The organism is Pseudovibrio axinellae, assembly GCF_900110875.1.
GTDB classification, from domain to species: Bacteria; Pseudomonadota; Alphaproteobacteria; order Rhizobiales; family Stappiaceae; genus Pseudovibrio; species Pseudovibrio axinellae.
Genome location: NZ_FOFM01000005.1, coordinates 261,568 through 277,642, shown reverse-complemented (window position 1 = coordinate 277,642; position 16,075 = coordinate 261,568). Strand labels below are relative to the sequence as shown.

15 protein-coding genes are annotated in these 16,075 nt (G+C 49.3%); 4 read left to right on the top strand and 11 right to left on the bottom strand.

Going from position 1 to position 16,075, the window contains the following annotated elements:
• Positions 1-26: 26 nt before the first annotated feature.
• The 5 genes from BMZ51_RS13395 to BMZ51_RS13375 all read right to left on the bottom strand — a co-directional run bounded on the left by BMZ51_RS13395 (position 27) and on the right by BMZ51_RS13375 (position 5,107).
• Positions 27-1,088: a YcjF family protein gene (locus BMZ51_RS13395; protein WP_068002146.1), complete on the bottom strand. Its 1,062-nt coding sequence runs from the start codon at positions 1,086-1,088 to the stop codon at positions 27-29.
• Positions 1,085-2,581 carry a YcjX family GTP-binding protein gene (locus BMZ51_RS13390; RefSeq protein WP_068002144.1) on the bottom strand — a complete coding sequence of 499 codons (1,497 nt, stop codon included), beginning with the start codon at positions 2,579-2,581 and terminating at the stop codon, positions 1,085-1,087. The genes BMZ51_RS13395 and BMZ51_RS13390 overlap by 4 nt, the downstream gene beginning before the upstream one ends.
• Before the next feature lie 92 nt (positions 2,582-2,673).
• Complete coding sequence (locus BMZ51_RS13385) at positions 2,674-3,204, bottom strand: SixA phosphatase family protein (RefSeq protein WP_068002141.1); 531 nt, start codon at positions 3,202-3,204, stop codon at positions 2,674-2,676.
• Positions 3,205-3,620: 416 nt separating this feature from the next.
• The gene (locus BMZ51_RS13380; RefSeq protein ID WP_208979457.1) at positions 3,621-4,247 is read right to left on the bottom strand and encodes a hypothetical protein; all 627 of its coding nucleotides are present in this window, start codon (positions 4,245-4,247) and stop codon (positions 3,621-3,623) included.
• 23 nt (positions 4,248-4,270) lie between these two features.
• Positions 4,271-5,107, bottom strand: coding sequence for an AAA family ATPase (locus BMZ51_RS13375; RefSeq protein ID WP_068002140.1), 837 nt, complete (start codon positions 5,105-5,107; stop codon positions 4,271-4,273).
• A gap of 328 nt (positions 5,108-5,435) precedes the next feature.
• On the opposite strand from BMZ51_RS13375, the gene BMZ51_RS13370 reads away from it, so the two are divergent.
• Genes BMZ51_RS13370 through BMZ51_RS13360 form a run of 3 tightly spaced genes read left to right on the top strand, consistent with a single transcriptional unit; the run spans position 5,436 to position 10,604 of the window.
• Positions 5,436-7,118 carry a flagellar hook protein FlgE gene (locus BMZ51_RS13370; RefSeq protein ID WP_068002137.1) on the top strand — a complete coding sequence of 561 codons (1,683 nt, stop codon included), beginning with the start codon at positions 5,436-5,438 and terminating at the stop codon, positions 7,116-7,118.
• 55 nt (positions 7,119-7,173) lie between these two features.
• Positions 7,174-9,018, top strand: coding sequence for a flagellar hook-associated protein FlgK (gene flgK / locus BMZ51_RS13365; RefSeq protein WP_068002134.1), 1,845 nt, complete (start codon positions 7,174-7,176; stop codon positions 9,016-9,018).
• Between the two features lie 26 nt (positions 9,019-9,044).
• Positions 9,045-10,604: a hypothetical protein gene (locus BMZ51_RS13360; protein WP_208979456.1), complete on the top strand. Its 1,560-nt coding sequence runs from the start codon at positions 9,045-9,047 to the stop codon at positions 10,602-10,604.
• 33 nt (positions 10,605-10,637) lie between these two features.
• Here the strand turns inward: BMZ51_RS13360 and flaF are convergent, their stop codons facing one another.
• Positions 10,638-11,024 carry a flagellar biosynthesis regulator FlaF gene (gene flaF, locus BMZ51_RS13355; RefSeq protein ID WP_074882096.1) on the bottom strand — a complete coding sequence of 129 codons (387 nt, stop codon included), beginning with the start codon at positions 11,022-11,024 and terminating at the stop codon, positions 10,638-10,640.
• Positions 10,945-11,400: a flagellar biosynthesis repressor FlbT gene (locus BMZ51_RS13350; RefSeq protein ID WP_068002126.1), complete on the bottom strand. Its 456-nt coding sequence runs from the start codon at positions 11,398-11,400 to the stop codon at positions 10,945-10,947. The genes flaF and BMZ51_RS13350 overlap by 80 nt, the downstream gene beginning before the upstream one ends.
• 446 nt (positions 11,401-11,846) lie before the next feature.
• Between BMZ51_RS13350 and BMZ51_RS13345 the strand changes: the two genes are divergently transcribed.
• A complete protein-coding gene (locus BMZ51_RS13345) occupies positions 11,847-13,046 on the top strand; it encodes a flagellin (protein WP_068002124.1) in 1,200 nt (399 codons plus the stop codon).
• 345 nt (positions 13,047-13,391) lie between these two features.
• On the opposite strand, the gene BMZ51_RS13340 is transcribed toward BMZ51_RS13345, so the two are convergent.
• The 4 genes from BMZ51_RS13340 to BMZ51_RS13325 all read right to left on the bottom strand — a co-directional run bounded on the left by BMZ51_RS13340 (position 13,392) and on the right by BMZ51_RS13325 (position 16,005).
• Complete coding sequence (locus BMZ51_RS13340; RefSeq protein WP_068002122.1) at positions 13,392-13,853, bottom strand: hypothetical protein; 462 nt, start codon at positions 13,851-13,853, stop codon at positions 13,392-13,394.
• 192 nt (positions 13,854-14,045) lie between these two features.
• The gene (locus BMZ51_RS13335) at positions 14,046-14,546 is read right to left on the bottom strand and encodes a hypothetical protein (RefSeq protein ID WP_068002121.1); all 501 of its coding nucleotides are present in this window, start codon (positions 14,544-14,546) and stop codon (positions 14,046-14,048) included.
• Positions 14,543-14,887: a rod-binding protein gene (locus tag BMZ51_RS13330; protein ID WP_068002120.1), complete on the bottom strand. Its 345-nt coding sequence runs from the start codon at positions 14,885-14,887 to the stop codon at positions 14,543-14,545. Before BMZ51_RS13330 ends, BMZ51_RS13335 begins: the two co-directional genes overlap by 4 nt.
• Entirely contained in the window at positions 14,887-16,005 is a 1,119-nt protein-coding gene (locus tag BMZ51_RS13325) for a flagellar basal body P-ring protein FlgI (protein WP_068002119.1), read from the bottom strand. Before BMZ51_RS13325 ends, BMZ51_RS13330 begins: the two co-directional genes overlap by 1 nt.
• Positions 16,006-16,075 lie beyond the last annotated feature (70 nt).

The following is a 16,075-nucleotide window of genomic DNA, read 5'->3' as shown; positions in this document are numbered from 1 at the left end:
GGCGTGGAACTTCGCTTTGATGTTCGTTAATCTTTATCTGCAAGGTCCTCTGGGGCGGACTTTGTGATTTCGCTCATCAGCTCTGTGAGAGATGGGCCCTTTGTGACGATAAACGGAGCTGGGCGGCAAGCCTGTATTGCCGCGACACCAATGCGTGCTGTGAGAAAGCCATTCACCAACCCTTCTCCCAGTCGCGCTGATAGCTTTGCGGCTAACCCTTGACCGATGAATTGTTCGAGCAAACTATCACCTGCTGCCATTCCTCCGGTTACGGCCAAATGAGTTGCAACGTCTCGTGCTAAACGCCAGAAACCAAGCGTTCCGGGTCGGGCACCGTAAAGGCGGGATACACGGCGTACGATGCGAAGGTTTTCATAAAGGACGATAAGGATATCCACGAGTGCTCTTGGAGAAAGAGCCGTGACTACAGAAACACGTTTGGCACTTTCCATCACAATCAGGCGTGCACGTGCGTCCAATGGTGCCAGCAGGTCGCGTTCTGCCAGTTTTACCAGATCCCTGCCATCAATAATCTCTTGCATATGGCCCTTTAACTGAGTGCGGCCATGAGCTGTTTCCGGTCGGTCAGAGTAGAGCGCCATAAGTTTTTGAAGGGCGAGATGAGCGTCTTTATGGCTGTCGGTTTCGGCAGCGCTCTGCAAGTCTTCGCGAATGTGGTCAATCTGCTCCAGTCGTGACAGAGCACGCCACTCCTTGAAGCAAAGTCCGATCAGACCGAGTACGGCAAGAGCGGTGAGCCCCACGGCTGTCCAGCCCAACCAGTCGTAACGGGCAAAGAGATCTCTGATGAGGCTATCGACTGCCAGGCCAATTGCCAGAGAAACAAGACCACCCCCACCAATTGCGATAATTCTGCTCCAGCGACTTCTAGCCGGTTTGGGCTCGGGTGCGATATCGCGTTGTGGCAATGCGGTTGCGTTCTCTTCTTCCTCAGACACCACAGCTTCAGAGGAGAGGGGTTCGTGTGCGAACTCTCCTTCGAAACGAACCGAACTGTCATCCAGCTTGAATGCTTTTGGCGCACGGCGTGCTTGAGGCTTTTGCGGGTGTGGCTTCTTGCTGGTCATGCGAGCTTATCTCCCAACAAGAATTCCATAGCACTATCTAGGCGAATGTGAGGGAGTGACAAGGTGATGCCTTCAGCTGTGCGTTCTAGTTTTGGAGGCCGGAAGCGAACGTATTTCAGCGCAGATCGATCCTCTGAATTGTTGCTGTCTTCTTGTGACGAGAATAAATCTTTGAGATCCTCAGGTAGGTCACCGGGAAAGATCGCAGCTTCCTCTTCTCCGTCAAACATCATCTCGCTGATTGTTTCCTCCGGCAAGGGCGTGCCAAGCAATGCAGGTGTTTCTATGCCTTCATGATGCACTGTGGCTTGCCTGGTTGCACGTACAGATGCCAAAGCCAGTGTTTCGACCTTTGCACCAGAAAATTTAGCGCGGTTCATTGCCTGATCGACGAGCTGTTTAAGCAATGCCTCCAGGTGGTCATGATCTTCTCTTCGCAGGTGATCTGCTTTTGTGGCTGCAAATAAGATGCGATCAATCCGGCGGGGCAATACGGAAGAGAGCCAGCTGGACTTGCCAGGCCGGAATGCGCCCATGATTTCGCAGAGCGCTTGGTTCAGGTCCTGGAGCGCTTCGGGGCCTGCATTGATAGCGGTTAAAGCATCGACCAGAACAATTTGCCTATCGAGTTTAGCAAAGTGGTTTTTGAAGAATGGACGGACCACATGCTTGCGATAGGCCTCATAACGACGCTCCATCATTGCCTGCAGTGTGTTTGCTTTGGGTTTGGTTTGGATCGTACCTAGGTCTAGAGGAGCGAATGTGAGGGCGGGCGTGCCCTTCATGTCTCCAGGCATAAGAAACCGGCCTGGGGGCAGCATGGATAATGCGTTCTCGTCTTCCCGACATCTGCTCAAATATTCAGTAAAGGTTGATGCTAGTTCTCGTGCAATGTCCTCGGAGAACTCATCATGCAAATTGTTTTGATATCTGGCGAGTGTTGAGAGGAAGTCGTTGGAGAGGTTTGGCCGCGCCTTTGCGCGTTTGATTGCCTCTTCAGAAAAACGGCGAAAGTCCTGTTTTAGCAGCACTAAATCTAGCAGCCACTCACCCGGGTAATCAACAATATCAAGATGCAGCTTGCCACCGCCGAGTTGGCGATTAAAAAACGTGGCTGACTCGTATTCCAGCGTGAGACGGAGCTCAGAGATCTGATGGGTCGATTCCGGCCAGAGGCGATCCTTGATCAGCGTTTCAACATGCTCTTCGTAGTTGAAGCGAGGAACATTGTCGTCTGGTTGTGGTTGTAGGTATGCTTGTGCCAGTCTGCCTGTGCCTGCTGCATCAAACAAAGGTAAGCGCCCACCAGCCGTCAGGTTATGTACGAGGGCAGAGATGAAGACCGTTTTTCCGGACCGTGCTAACCCAGTGACGCCGAGGCGAATGTTTGGGACTGTCAGGTCAATGGCTGACTCTGTCAGATTATCCAATGCAGTATGGGCGTCAGATAGCGCCAGCTGCGCGGTTTTAAATAATGAATTCAGTGGGCTCACAAATCATCCTCCAAAGAACGATGTGGTGCGTTCTATGGAAGAATGCAATCTTAAAAGGCTAATAATTGCGCAAAGGAGAAAAAATCTCCTGCCTAAGAGCCTGAGACAGCCTGGAGGTGTCGGGGCTGGAAGAACGAGACGATGCGACCCTTCCGGCGTTCAATTTCTGACCAACGGTGTTCCTCAAAGTCAATCATTGCAAGTGCAGAGGTTGGGAATTTAGACTGCATCTGCTGCATATACTCTGGGTTGCCCTTTCCAGTCAGCTCAAGCGCTGTGTCCTGAATAGCTGTGTTGTGCCCTATAACGAGGGCTGTGTCGTAACCGCCACCAAAGGCGCGAATTGTGTCGATGTAGTCTGCATCACTGGAATTGTAGAGATCGCGCAAAAGCTGGATGCGGGTATCACAGCGAAGGTAAGGCATTATCTCCATGAGCGTTTGCCGCGTGCGTAATGCAGTGGAGCAGAGTATTAGCTTAGGGTGAAGTTTGTGTTGGTGGATGTGGGCACCGACCCGTGCTGCGGCTTTCCAGCCACTGGAGTTGAGGGAGCGATCATGATCATGGACACCCTCGTCATTCCAGTCAGATTTTGCATGACGCAGCAGCATTAAGCGAAGCATAGGTCATTCTCCATATATGCGTTATTACTTTATCTTCCTAAGAGGTAGAGATATATTAAATTGCATTTTTATTGCTGTGTTGTATTGCGACGCAGCAAATTGATATGGACTTATTTTCGATTTACTTTATTTGGTTCCGTTTGAAACCTACATTTTTTTTGATGAATTGGAAAGTGAATAGTATTCCCCTAATAGTATGGGGTTTTTTGTTCGTTATTACTGAATTATTTATTTGTGAAACATGCATTTAAAGATGATCAATATTCACTGATAGATACGAGCAATGACATGGGTAGTGGAGCACAAGCTGCTCCCTCAAGTGTTTGGAAGAATTTATTCAATCGTATGCGTGTTGCACGAAAAAATATACTCAGCCGTGGCCATTGATTGCTCGTTCGTTTGAAGCTGAATGCAGGTTACCGTGAGCTTTGTTGCCGCTCAATACGCACTGTGAGTTTCTTGAAGAGTACTCTGATTGTATCTAGTTCGCTCATAGGAAGTGCGGAAGAGATTGAGGTCCAGACTGTATAGTCTGCGGCAGGAGCAGTGTATGCAGAAAAGCTCTCAATACGTCCTACGCGCGAAATTGTCTCGGTTTGGAAGGCAACTTCGTTGGTTGGGGTGTCCATTTTGAGCAGTGTGAACTTGCTTTTGGTGTAGCCACTTTTGAAGTTGTTGATGAGCGTTGCTGAGGTGTCTTTCTTGTGGCGTCGGAAAATGACTTTGATGTCTCCATTTTCAGTCTCATAGACGCACCCGGTACCAAGCTCCTTCAGGTCAGGAACGATTGCTGATCTGGAAAGCCTACCAATGTAGTCTGGGCAAAACATGCCTGTAAAATGTGTCAGGGTATCAATGTCTTTGCGCCAGCCGCTGTATAAGGTGTGCGGTTGGTACAAAAGGCTTTCAGATACTGTGTTGTTGGCCTGCGCTGGATGAACGTGCGGGCTGCCTAAAGACAATAGGCAGCCCGCAACAAGAAAGTTGAACGCGTTGCATATTTTGCGTGGGTTCATGAGCACTGACTTGTTATTCTGGTTCATTATATTGCCAAGTCGTGCCGGAGTTAGCGGTGGTTCATGAATGCAAGGCGTTCAAATAGATGGACGTCCTGCTCATTCTTCAGCAATGCCCCGTGCAGTGGAGGGATCACCTTGCGGTTTTCCTTTTCCTTCAAAGTTTCAGGGTCGATATCTTCATTCAAGAGCAGCTTGATCCAGTCCAGAAGCTCTGAGGTTGAGGGCTTCTTTTTAAGCCCTGGGATATCGCGCAGATTGTAGAAAGAACTCAGCGCTTCTTTGAGAAGCCTGTCTTTGATGTTGCCAAAGTGGACGTTCACGATTTCACGCATTGTTCCCTCATCTGGGAACTTGATGAAGTGAAAGAAGCAGCGACGCAGGAAGGCGTCTGGCAGGTCTTTCTCATTGTTAGATGTGATTATAACAATTGGGCGTTGTCTGGCTTTTATTGTCTCACCAGTCTCATAGACGTAGAACTCCATTCGATCGAGTTCTTGCAAGAGATCGTTTGGAAATTCAATGTCTGCCTTATCAATTTCGTCAATCAGAAGAACCGGGCGCTCGTCCATCTCAAAGGCATTCCAGAGTTTGCCTTTGCGAATGTAGTTTTTAATGTCCTTGACGCGCTCATCTCCGAGCTGGCTGTCTCTAAGGCGTGATACCGCATCGTATTCGTAAAGCCCTTGCTGGGCTTTCGTTGAGGACTTGACGTTCCACTCAAGCAGCGGTCTACCAAGACTTTCTGCGATTTCTTGCGCCAGGACAGTTTTGCCGGTTCCAGGCTCTCCTTTAACAAGCAGGGGGCGTTCAAGGGTAATTGCTGCGTTGACCGCGATCCGTAGATCTTCTGTGGCAACGTATTGGGATGTCCCTTCAAATTTCATTGCTAAATCCTGCTTAAACATCGTGATTTGGCGAAAACACTAATCTCTTGATAGCTATTGGGCAATACCTGCGAGTGTGCGCCATTGGGCTTATCTTCCGCTTTAGCGGCTTCATGTGGATTCTTTTACCTACCTGGGAATTATATGCCGAGTAAGGCGAGTTAATTGCCGAGTAAGGGCAGCGTATCCCATGGTTAATAGAGGATTAAGATCTCAAGTAATTGAAATATATTGAGAATTAACTCTGTTAAAGTTGGCACGTAAGTTGCTTATTTTGTCTGCAAAAGGCTGCGACAGCTTCGGTGAGTTTTGAATTTAGGTGGGCTCGATGAGTATTTATGGTGCAATTAATGCTGCGACGACTGGTTTGGAAGCACAGTCTACAGCGCTGGAGAATATTTCCGGCAACGTAGCAAACTCTTCTACGACTGGTTACAAGCGTTTGGATACAAGCTTTTCGGACCTTGTGGCGAGCTCTGGTAATAATCAGAGTGAGCAGGTTGCGGGCACCGTTATGGCGAGTTCACGGGCGACGAATTACCTAGCTGGCGATATCACATCTGCGGATAGTAATACCTACATGGCTATCAATGGATCTGGTTATTTTCTAGTCACAAACAATGATGGTCTGACACAGCAAACGCCTGAGAGTTACTACACTCGTGCGGGTGACTTTGTGATGGATACTGAGGGTTATCTGGTAAACTCTGCTGGTTATTTCTTGCAGGGCTATCCCATTAATCCAGCGACGGGTGCGGTTGGTGACCAGTCGGAGCCGATACAGATATCTGACACCCCGATGCCAGCGGAAGCGTCCACCGAGGTTGAATATCAGGCAAACCTGCCTTCTACACCAACCACAGGCAACTATGACGAAGAGATCGAGAATTCGCAGTATGTGGACTTGGGAGTGTTTTCCGATCCTGATACTCAAACGACGCCTGCCTTGAATGATGGTATGGTTCCTCCTGTCGCTTTAACGGCTACTGATAAACTAGCGGATTCTACCCAGTTTATCGCTGGCGATACTCTTACGCTTAGCCTGAACCTGAATGATGATGTGACTTTCGATATTGATGCTGACACCACTGTTCAAGAGTTGCTGGACCAGTTGAATAGTATGCATGGCGTCACCGCTGAGCTCACAAGTACCGGGGAAATCAGTATCTCATCATTCGATGATCTTCAGGTGACACAGGCAAGCGCTACTCCGCCTGCCAGTCTTGTTAGTATGAACTTGACAGCCCAGCCGCTGACTGCTGGCGGTACGGTTGATCGAACCGTGGTGACCGCAGATAAAGCTGATGAGTTTATAAGCTCTTCCATCTCGGGCGGTCAGGTTACCTTATACGATAACAATGGTACCGCTATCAACGTGGAGATGCGCTGGGCGCTGAACGCGGAGAATAACTGGACACTTTATTACAACACTGATCCAAGTGCTTCTGGTGACGAGGTTGCCTGGGAAGCCATCAGTGATATGACTTTTGATGCTGGAGGGCGTCTGATTACGCCAGCTTCAGGCGTCGTTGATGTGACTGATCTAGAGGTGAATGGCGTCAGCGCGGGTGATATAAGCTTTAACTTTGGCTTGGATACCCTGACCCAATATGAAGATACCATTGGCACCGCCACGAGTATTGATGTTGAGCAGGACGGTTATCCATCAGGTGCCTTGCAAGATATCATGGTTGATGCGGAAGGTAATGTTATTGGGATGTATTCCAATGACAAATCTCAGCAGTTGTTTAAGGTTGCTATAGCCACTTTTTCTGCGGAGCAGGAACTGCAACGGGTAGACGGTGCTGCATTCTCAGCGACATCCACATCTGGTGAACCTGATTTTGACAGCGGTGCAACGATCCGCTCAAATGCGCTTGAAAGCTCGAATGCTGATATCGCAGAGGAGTTCTCTAAGCTGATTATCACCCAGCAGGCTTATTCAGCGAACTCCAAGGTTCTATCTACTGCAAACGAGATGCTGGATACGGTCCTTAATATCGTTCGATAATCTGTTGTGTATGAGGCAGGCGGTTGTCTGCCTCATTGCTTTGGGGAGTTAAGGCATGGGACTGAGTTCAGCTCTTAATGCGGCGATGTCGGGCTTGTCGCTTACAAAAGCGCAGCTTGTGGTCACATCACAAAACATCGCGAATGCGAATGTTGATGGATATACGCTCAAGACGATTGTCGGCACAGAAGTCTACAATTCAACGGGTTCGACCTCCTCTGTCTTGACTAACCAAGTCACCCGGCAGGTCAATACCCAGCTGCAGTCTTCTTATTGGGAGAGTTTGAGCGATTTTTCGTTTGCAACGCAGTACAACGACTATATCGAGCGGTTGGACCAAATGTTCGGGGTCGTTGGGGATGCATCCTCTATCCCAAGTCTCATGAACGACTTCACGAATGCGTTAACGGCATTGGCGACGGATCCGAGCTCTCAAAGTACTCAAGAAGTTGCCGTGAGTGCAGCTGTTGAACTGACCAATGTAATCAACAACTCCGCTGAGGAAGTGCAGGAGCTGCGCCGGGATTCTGACGCTTCAATTGCTGATGAAGTGAGTAAGGTCAATTCTCTCCTTCAGGAAATTGAGAGCCTGGAAGATAGTATTGTGGCTGAGCGGTCTGCGGGGCGTTCAACGGTTCATCTGGAAGATCAGTTGGATGTGCAGCTGCATGCGCTGACTGAGAAGATGGATGTTGAGATCAGCGTTGGTGATGATGGTCTGTTGGGTATTACAACACCCACCGGTTTGACGCTTTACGATGGCCGTGCTTCTGAATTGAAATTTACTGCCAGTCCAACTCTTGGGGTGGGCGTGGAAGGGAACCCGATTGAGCTGGTGTCGCCTTCTGGTTCTGTGATGACGCTCTCCCAGTATGACCTGCAAAGTGGCAGTATTGGTGCGTTGGTGGAGCTGCGTGACACGACCCTGCCTGAAACGCAGGCTCGTCTGGATGAGTTGGCAAGCCAGATGGCGCTTGCATTGTCTCAGCAGGTCAGTGAAGGCGTTGCTGCAGATGATGGCGGCGTTCCTCCTGCTGCAACTGGTATGAGTGTTGACACCTCTAATCTCATGTCGTCCGGTGATACGATTGAACTTGAGTTTGAAGTCAATGGAGAGCTGCGTAAGGTCAGCTTTGTGGCTGTTACAGATGCAAGTCTTTTGCCGCTTTCCTCTGATGTGACAGCTGACTCCGACGATATCGTTCATGGGATTGTGATCCCTGCAACAACCGCCTCGCTGGAAAGCCAGATCTCGAGTGCTTTGGGGACTGGGTTCGATGTTTCCGTTGATGCCAGTGGTGAGCTGAGCATCTTGACGCCAACCAGTTCCGGTACGATTGAAATAACTGGCCTTATAGCAAAAAATACGCGAACAGTGACAGCCGAGGATGGTTCGGAAATTCCTCTCTTTATGGATTCCAAAGATGGCGGCATACCCTATACCGGGGCGCTGGAAGATGGGGGGCAGGAAGAAGGGTTTGCGCAACGCATGGTAATTAATCTTGCTGTGCTGAATGATCCAAGCCTTCTGGTGGGCGGCGGTGATGATCCAAGTTCTGAGCGCGTAAGTCTCTTGAAAGATCGACTGACTCAAACGGAGTTCATTTTCTCTCCAAGTTCAGGGATTGGTGCCAAAAATTCTCCGTATGTCGGAACAATATCAGATTTTGCGATTGAGACGGTGGCGAAGCAAAGTCAGATTGCGAGCGCGGCGGCAACTGCGGAGCTCAACAGTGGTACTGTGACCAGCATTGCTCAAGTTGCCTATGAAAACAGCTACAAGGTCGATGTGGACGAAGAACTCGTGAAACTTACCGAATTGCAGAATGCTTATGCTGCAAATGCGCGTGTCTTGACTGCAATCGACGAAATCTATGATACTCTCTTTTCAATAGCGTAGTGTCCTTTTAGGATCGGGTTTTCCTTATGACTACAATTGGTTATTCAAAATCTCATAGTTATATGCTTGACCTCCTTATGCAGCAGAAAGCGCAGTTGGAGAATAAGTCTGTTCAATTAGCGTCTGGATTAAAGTCGCAGACGTATGGCGGCATTAGTGCAGATTCTCGTATGGCGCTTGAGCTGCGACGCGAGATCTCCAGCATTGAGGTTTATGAGGATTCCAACACGCTGGCGAGCATCCAGTTGGAGGTTATGGGCGAATCTCTGGAACACATGGAACAGATGCGTTCTGAAAGTGTGAGTGCCATTGATGACAACAACTATACGCTGACTACCAGTGGGCAAACGACGAGCCAGCAAGCAACTGAAATTATGATGCTTGAGACCATCTCGGTGCTTAATTCTGAGGTGAACGGCTACTATCTGTTTGGCGGCCTTGGGGCGACTGAGCCGCCGGTGGCTTCGATGGATGTCATTATGGACGGGCAGAATGGACAGCTCGGCCTGAAGGAGCTTATGGAGCGTTATGAGAATGCTCATATGGGTACTTCCGAAAATGGCCGCATTGAATCCAATGTTACGGCACCTAGCGGCGTACCGACGCTGACGCTTCAGCAGGACAATGTTGAGGGTTTCGGGTTCACCATCAACTCCATTTCTGCGACTTCACCAGACGTTACGACGTCAGTTGTGCCTGAGGACCTGACTGATCCGGCCAATCCTGAAGGCGTGCAGGGGGTGTTTGAGTTTACTGATACACCGGTTGTTGGGGATGTGATTGAGGTTGAGCTGGGGTTGCCTGACGGGACGACAAAGGTGATCCAGTTGACGGCAACGGACGACACGGAAGCAGGTAGTGGGACGTTCCTGATTGGGACTGGGACAGATCCCACCCTTGAAAGTGCTCAAAATGCGAAGGCTGCTTTTGATGCGGCGATCAGTGATATCGCCCAGACAGATCTGCGTGCTGTTGCTGATATTCAGGCAGGTGAAGAGTTTTTTGGCAACCATGGGCGTCCTGATCCGGCTCCGCTGGTGCCGTTGGCAGACGGTTCGGGCTATGAAACTGCAACTGACCTTTTGGTGGAGTGGTATACTGGCTATGATGATGACAGTGACCCGCGTTCCGACAAAATTGTGCAGATTGACGATGATGTGAGCGTGGAATATGGCGCGCGTGCAAATGAATCTGAGTTCTCAGAGCTTCTGCAGAATATGGCAGTGTTTATAGCTGCAGACTTTACAGCAGCGGTGCCGGATGACCCTGAGAGTGAAGCGCTAGCTATTAGCTATTACAGTACCTTAGCAGAACGTAGTGAGGACGCCCTCTCTGCTTCAGGTAATACAAACTCGGGTGTGCAGAGTGTGGCTGTGGAGATGTCGGTGGTGAATGCGACGCTGTCCCGCACTGTTGATCGCCAAGATCAGCTTACGCTTTCCTATCAAAATACTCTGACTGGCCTTGAGAATGTCGACAAGACTGAGGTTGGAACGGAAATTGCTGTCTTGAGTACAAATCTGGAAGCATCATATCAGGCGACTGCCATGCTTCTGGGACTCAGTATTACAAATTTTCTGAGATAAGAAAAAGCCTCCTGAAACGGAGGCTTTTTTATATTATGCGGTGGCTTTTTGGCCTCTTAAGCCGGCTGCCAGAGACTTGTTGATGTTGATCATCGTCTCAAGTGCCTTCGGCTCTGCCCCTCCCATCATCTCAACTGTTCTGTTGAAGATAAAGAGTGCGAGGTTGGCGATATTGTTTTGAAGTTCAAGCGGATGCTGGCTGGTTTCAGAGGTTACGTCGGTCACAAAAACTGTCCAGAGCGTGCGGTTGAATATCAGTGCATCATTGCGCTCTTCACGCGTGACAGTGTCCCACTTGCGTTGTAATACCGCAAGGCGGGCTGCAGCTTTCATCAGGGCTTCAGCTTCCAGTGCCCTCGGGTCCGTCGAGACCGAGGTGTTGGCGGACTGCTGATACGCCTGCGTTGCTTGTTGATACATGACTTATCAAAGTCCTTTCATATTCAATCAGTTTCTTGGCAAGTTTGAGGGCTTTGTAGAGCTCTTCTTGCAATATTGCTGTGCTGATGTCGCTGATAAGGTCGCGTGTGCTTGGGGCGGCCTCCAGGATCTGACCGATAATGTCGAAGTATACTTTTTGCGTGACCGTAATATCCTGCTTTAAGTACATAACCTGTACTGCAAGATATACCTGTTGTGCTATCGTTTTTGCATGGTCTGGAAGAAGGATATCCTTTTCGCGGAGAATAGGTGCATCTCCTTGAATAAAAAAGCGTGCACGTTGCTTGTCGTTGGTGATAAGCGTCTCACCAACAATTAGTTTTTCTCCCGGCTTTAATTCAACCTTCAGTGCCATATAGCCTCCTTCAAATCACTATTCAGTATGATGGCAACCAAAGGGTTAATCTAGTTAAAATTTGCATGATATTCAGCGGAAAAGGTGGAAATAAGTGTGTTGTATTGCACAGGGATGAGTGATGGCGCTCAAGTACTTGAGTCGCGCTGGAATTGTGGGTCTGATTGAAGGAGGGAAGGCTCGTAACCTGTGAAATATGCACAGGCAAAATTGGGGGTGTGTCGGCGGCCATCAAATCGATAAATCGTTGAAATTAAAAATTTAATTATGTTGGTTTCTGTCAGTAGGTTTTGCGAGTGCTGCAATCTCTGATTTATTAAGGTCCTATTAACAGGTTCAGCCCTTTACTCGTAGGACGGGTAATTGTACCCACTTAAAACTCAGTGAGTAATCGCTGTAGTTGTGACCCAGGATGGGTCATTCATTGTCCTAGAAGGGAAAATATAATGGCTGATATTACACTAACCGCTGCAGTGCGTTCTAATCTTAGTACCTTGCAGAATACCGCATCATTGATTTCTCAAACGCAGGAACGTCTTGCAACTGGTAAGGAAGTTAACTCTGCGCTTGATAATCCGAACTCATTTTTCACTGCATCAGGTCTAAATGCTCGCGCATCTGATCTGGCTAATCTTCAGGATGATATCGGTCAGTCGGTATCTACTGTAGAAGCAGCTGATGCTGGACTTAGTTCAATTTCAGATTTGCTTGACTCTGCAAAAGCAAAAGCCAATCAGGCTGCACAGACCGACGATCTTGAAGAGCGCGCTGTATATGAAAAACAGTTTAACGAACTGCGTACTCAGATTCAGGACATCGCTAAGGATTCTGGCTATAAAGGTAAGAACTTGCTTGCTGGTGACGGCAACGATGTTGATGTAAAGTTCAATGAGGATGGATCTTCAAACCTTACGATTTCGGCAGTTGATTATACCGATTTGGGAAGTGCTGAAGGGTTGTTCCTCGACGAATTGGCTGAAGGTGACTATCAGGTTACAAGTATCGACTTCGGTTCCGATCAGATCTCAGGTTCTACATTGCTCACTGATATCGATGGTTTTGATGTAACAGATAAGATCACAGCGGATTTGAACGAAGCTGGTGCGGCTGACATGTTAACTATTGCCGCCGATACCACCGTAGATGACCTGATTGCTGCTATTGATGGACTAGGGTCTGGTACCAAGGCAGTTATCGAAGATGGAAAGCTTGAGATCTACTCAGCTACCGCAGATACGGACGCAACTACCGCTAACGGTATCGCCTTTAACCAGGTTGATTCTTCTGATGTTGATGTCGGGGGTAATGCCAGCTTTAATGGCTCAGCAGTAGCGGAGAGCGCTATTGGTGCTTGGGAAACGACTGCAGGTATTGACCAGTCTCTTGAGGAGTTGGATAGGGCAATTTCTACCGTCCGCTCGCAGGCTTCTACCTTCGGCACGAACCTTACCATTGTTGAGAATCGTCAGGACTTTACTGCAGACCTAATTAATACTTTGGAAGTTGGTGCTGGAAAACTTACTCTTGCAGATACCAACCTTGAAGGTGCGAACCTTTCTGCTTTGAATACGCAGAATCAGATCGCTACCTCTACACTGGCTCTGGCAGCTCAGTCCAATCAGTCTGTTCTTCAGTTGATCGGCTAAGCTTTTTAACAGATTTGAGTTTGGAGAACGCGCTCTTTTGGGGCGCGTTTTTCTTTGTGCTGGGGTTTGCGTTGCTGTGTGCGTTGCTTTGCGATTTATGCGTGAGCGAGCGTTGCTGGGTTTGCGTTGCGCTTTCTGCCCTGGCTCGTATTGACCTCTGCCTGATCTGCCTTGTTAAGGCAGAGCAAGAGCAGTTGGCGAGTGTGCGAGCCTTTACGGTCTTTCCCCTTGGGGCGTTTTCTGCTGGCGATAGGGGGCAGACAAAAAAAGAGCCTTGCTGCGGGGGCGGCAAGACTCCAGAGGGGATAAATATTTGCAGATACGGGGATAAGTCGCGAGGTGCGGCTATGCCCGTGTTGGTGCAGCGCTCTCGGCTTCCGGAGCAGCTTTGGCTGTGTCTTTGACTTCACCACCAAGGCTGCGTGTTTCCTGCATCTGAATGATTTCGTCAACGAAGGCCTGAATGCGACGCGTGATCTGAGAGGGAAGTTCGTAAATAACATCGCCATCGGGTTCTTGCGTCAATGAATAAACCAGCTCCTGCGATTCCTCATCAAAGTTATAGGCACGAACGACGCGTGTATCCTCTGAGTTGGACTGCGGTATGGTTTGCACGTCGACCCGACGCGAATCCGACTTGAACGGCTTATCGGTTGTGGTCTGGTTCTCAATTGTCTCTGCTGAGGCTGTGACTGCGCGTGCGCCTGACAGTTCAGTCTTAACTTGTTCGGTTTCTGACTTGACTGGTGCGACTTGCGTCGAAAGCGCTTGATGTAGAAGCGTTGGTCGTTGTGCGACGATTTCCATAATTTCCCCCACGTGTAAAATATTACACAACTTTATGGGGAATATTCTTATGAAATATTAATATTAACGGGTTAAGTTTACTAAATATTTAGAGAAATACCACTAAAAACCGCAGGAAACCCATGATTTTTTATGGGCGTTCGCGCGGTTCTCAAGAATAATCGTTAATATGCACGGCTAATTTTGAGTGCTCTAAAGGGTTTGGTTAACAGCAATCCCCTGTGCGGATCTCTGGGGCGTAGTCATGACGCCGTTTGCCGTGTAACCCTTTGTTTTTAATTGGGAACCAACTGCCTTGGCGACGGTCTCTATAACGTTATCCGTAACTGTACGTGCCGTAGAAACAACTTGCAGGTTACGCTGAAGAATTGGGCGCAGGTTTCCGTGACGTTCGCGCATACGTTGAATAGATTGCGGAGCCAGGTTTCCCAGAGCAATTGCGTTGGCGCTCGCGACCCTGATGCCCGACAGGTAAGATTCAATAGCCGCATTTTTTCTGGGGGTAACTGTCGGAAGCTCAGAAATTTGGCCATCGCGCAAGAGATTAGTCTCTGCCTCGATGATGCTGACCAGGTTCTCAACTGCGGTCTCAAAGCTCTCGCAAAAGACTTCAGCTTGCACACGGGTTTGAATAGGCTCTTCTTCAAACGATACTGTACTTTGAACAATGTCAGTGTCGTGCTGAGTGGTCATGTTGAGGTCTCTTGAATTTGTAGGAGCTGGGAGTGAACAGATTCAGCAATGCCAATATTGCCAGATTGCGACAAGGTGTTGGCATATTCGTTAATCAACATGGATTTCCACGCATCTGAGCCTTCTTCTGTTCCAAATGTTCCGCCGTTGTCCAAGCCTGTAAACATGTTCTGCAGCATCTCATTGAGAAACACGGCCTCGAACTCGACGGCTTTTTTCATCAGCGGGTCTGCACTTGCTGTTGGCGTGTGAGCGGTCTCAGGCTTTCTGGCGTTCGCACTGGCCATCATTTGCGTTGAGGTTGTTAATGCGGGTGAGGGAAGTTGTGCTTGCTCTAGCATCAGAGAACCTCGATTTCGGCCTGAAGGGCACCGGCTGCCTTGATCGCTTGCAAAATGGAGATGAGGTCTCTTGGTCCGATACCAAGAGCGTTCAGGCCATCTACGAGCTGCTGAAGTGTGATTGTTTCGTTGACCAGTGCCAGCTGACGCTCGTCTTCGGTCACTTGAACGTTGGAGCGTGGGACGACCGCTGTTTGCCCTTGCGAGAATGGGAGTGGCTGCACCACCTCTGGCGATTCTGCGATGGTTACAGTCAAATTGCCTTGCGCCACCGCAACGGTTGAGACTTTCACCTGCTGGCCCATAACAATAATGCCCGAGCTTTCGTCAATGACGATTTTTGCTGGCAGGTCCGGTTCCACAATGAGCTGCTCGATATCCGTGATGAGATCAACAATGTTGCCGTCGAACTGCTTTGGCAGTGTCAGGCGAACTGTCGCCGGGTCCAATGGTTCTGCTGTTGGCAGGCCAATAAGCTCGTTGACGGCGACTGCAATACGGCGGGATGTGGTCAGGTCCGGGTTGCGCAGGGCGAGCCGAATTGTACTGAGTGAAGACAGATTAAACTCAACTTCGCGTTCAACCAGCGCGCCATTTGGAATGCGGCCAGAGGTTGGAACGCCGCGTACCACGGAAGCTGCTTCCCCTTGCGCTGCAAAACCTGCGATCGCCAGTGAACCCTGCGCGATGGCATAGGCTTCGCCATCCGCGCCCATCAACGGGGTGACCAGCAGAGTGCCGCCCTGTAGGTTCTTTGAATCACCCAAAGCGCTCACAGTGACATCAATGCGTGTGCCTTGTGTTGAGAATGCTGGCAAGTTTGCTGTCACCATGACGGCAGCTGTGTTTTTGGTGTTTAAGTCAGCCTCGTTTGTGTTTACGCCTAGGCGCTCCAGCATTGCCTGCAAAGATTGCCGGGTGAATGGCGAGGCATTCAAAGAGTCGCCAGTGCCTTGGAGGCCGACCACCAGACCATATCCGATCAACTGGTTGTCTCGAATGCCTTCAAAATCGGCAATATCCTTGATCCTTGATGCTGCGTTGCCCGGAAGGGCCGCGATCAAAAAGACCAGTAAGGCGGTTGCAGCGATTCTGCTTAATTGTGCGATGGAGCGCATAGATACCCAGCTGTACAGTTCATACTCGTCATTGATATGCGAAAACTATGCCACTTACGGTGTGCAGTCT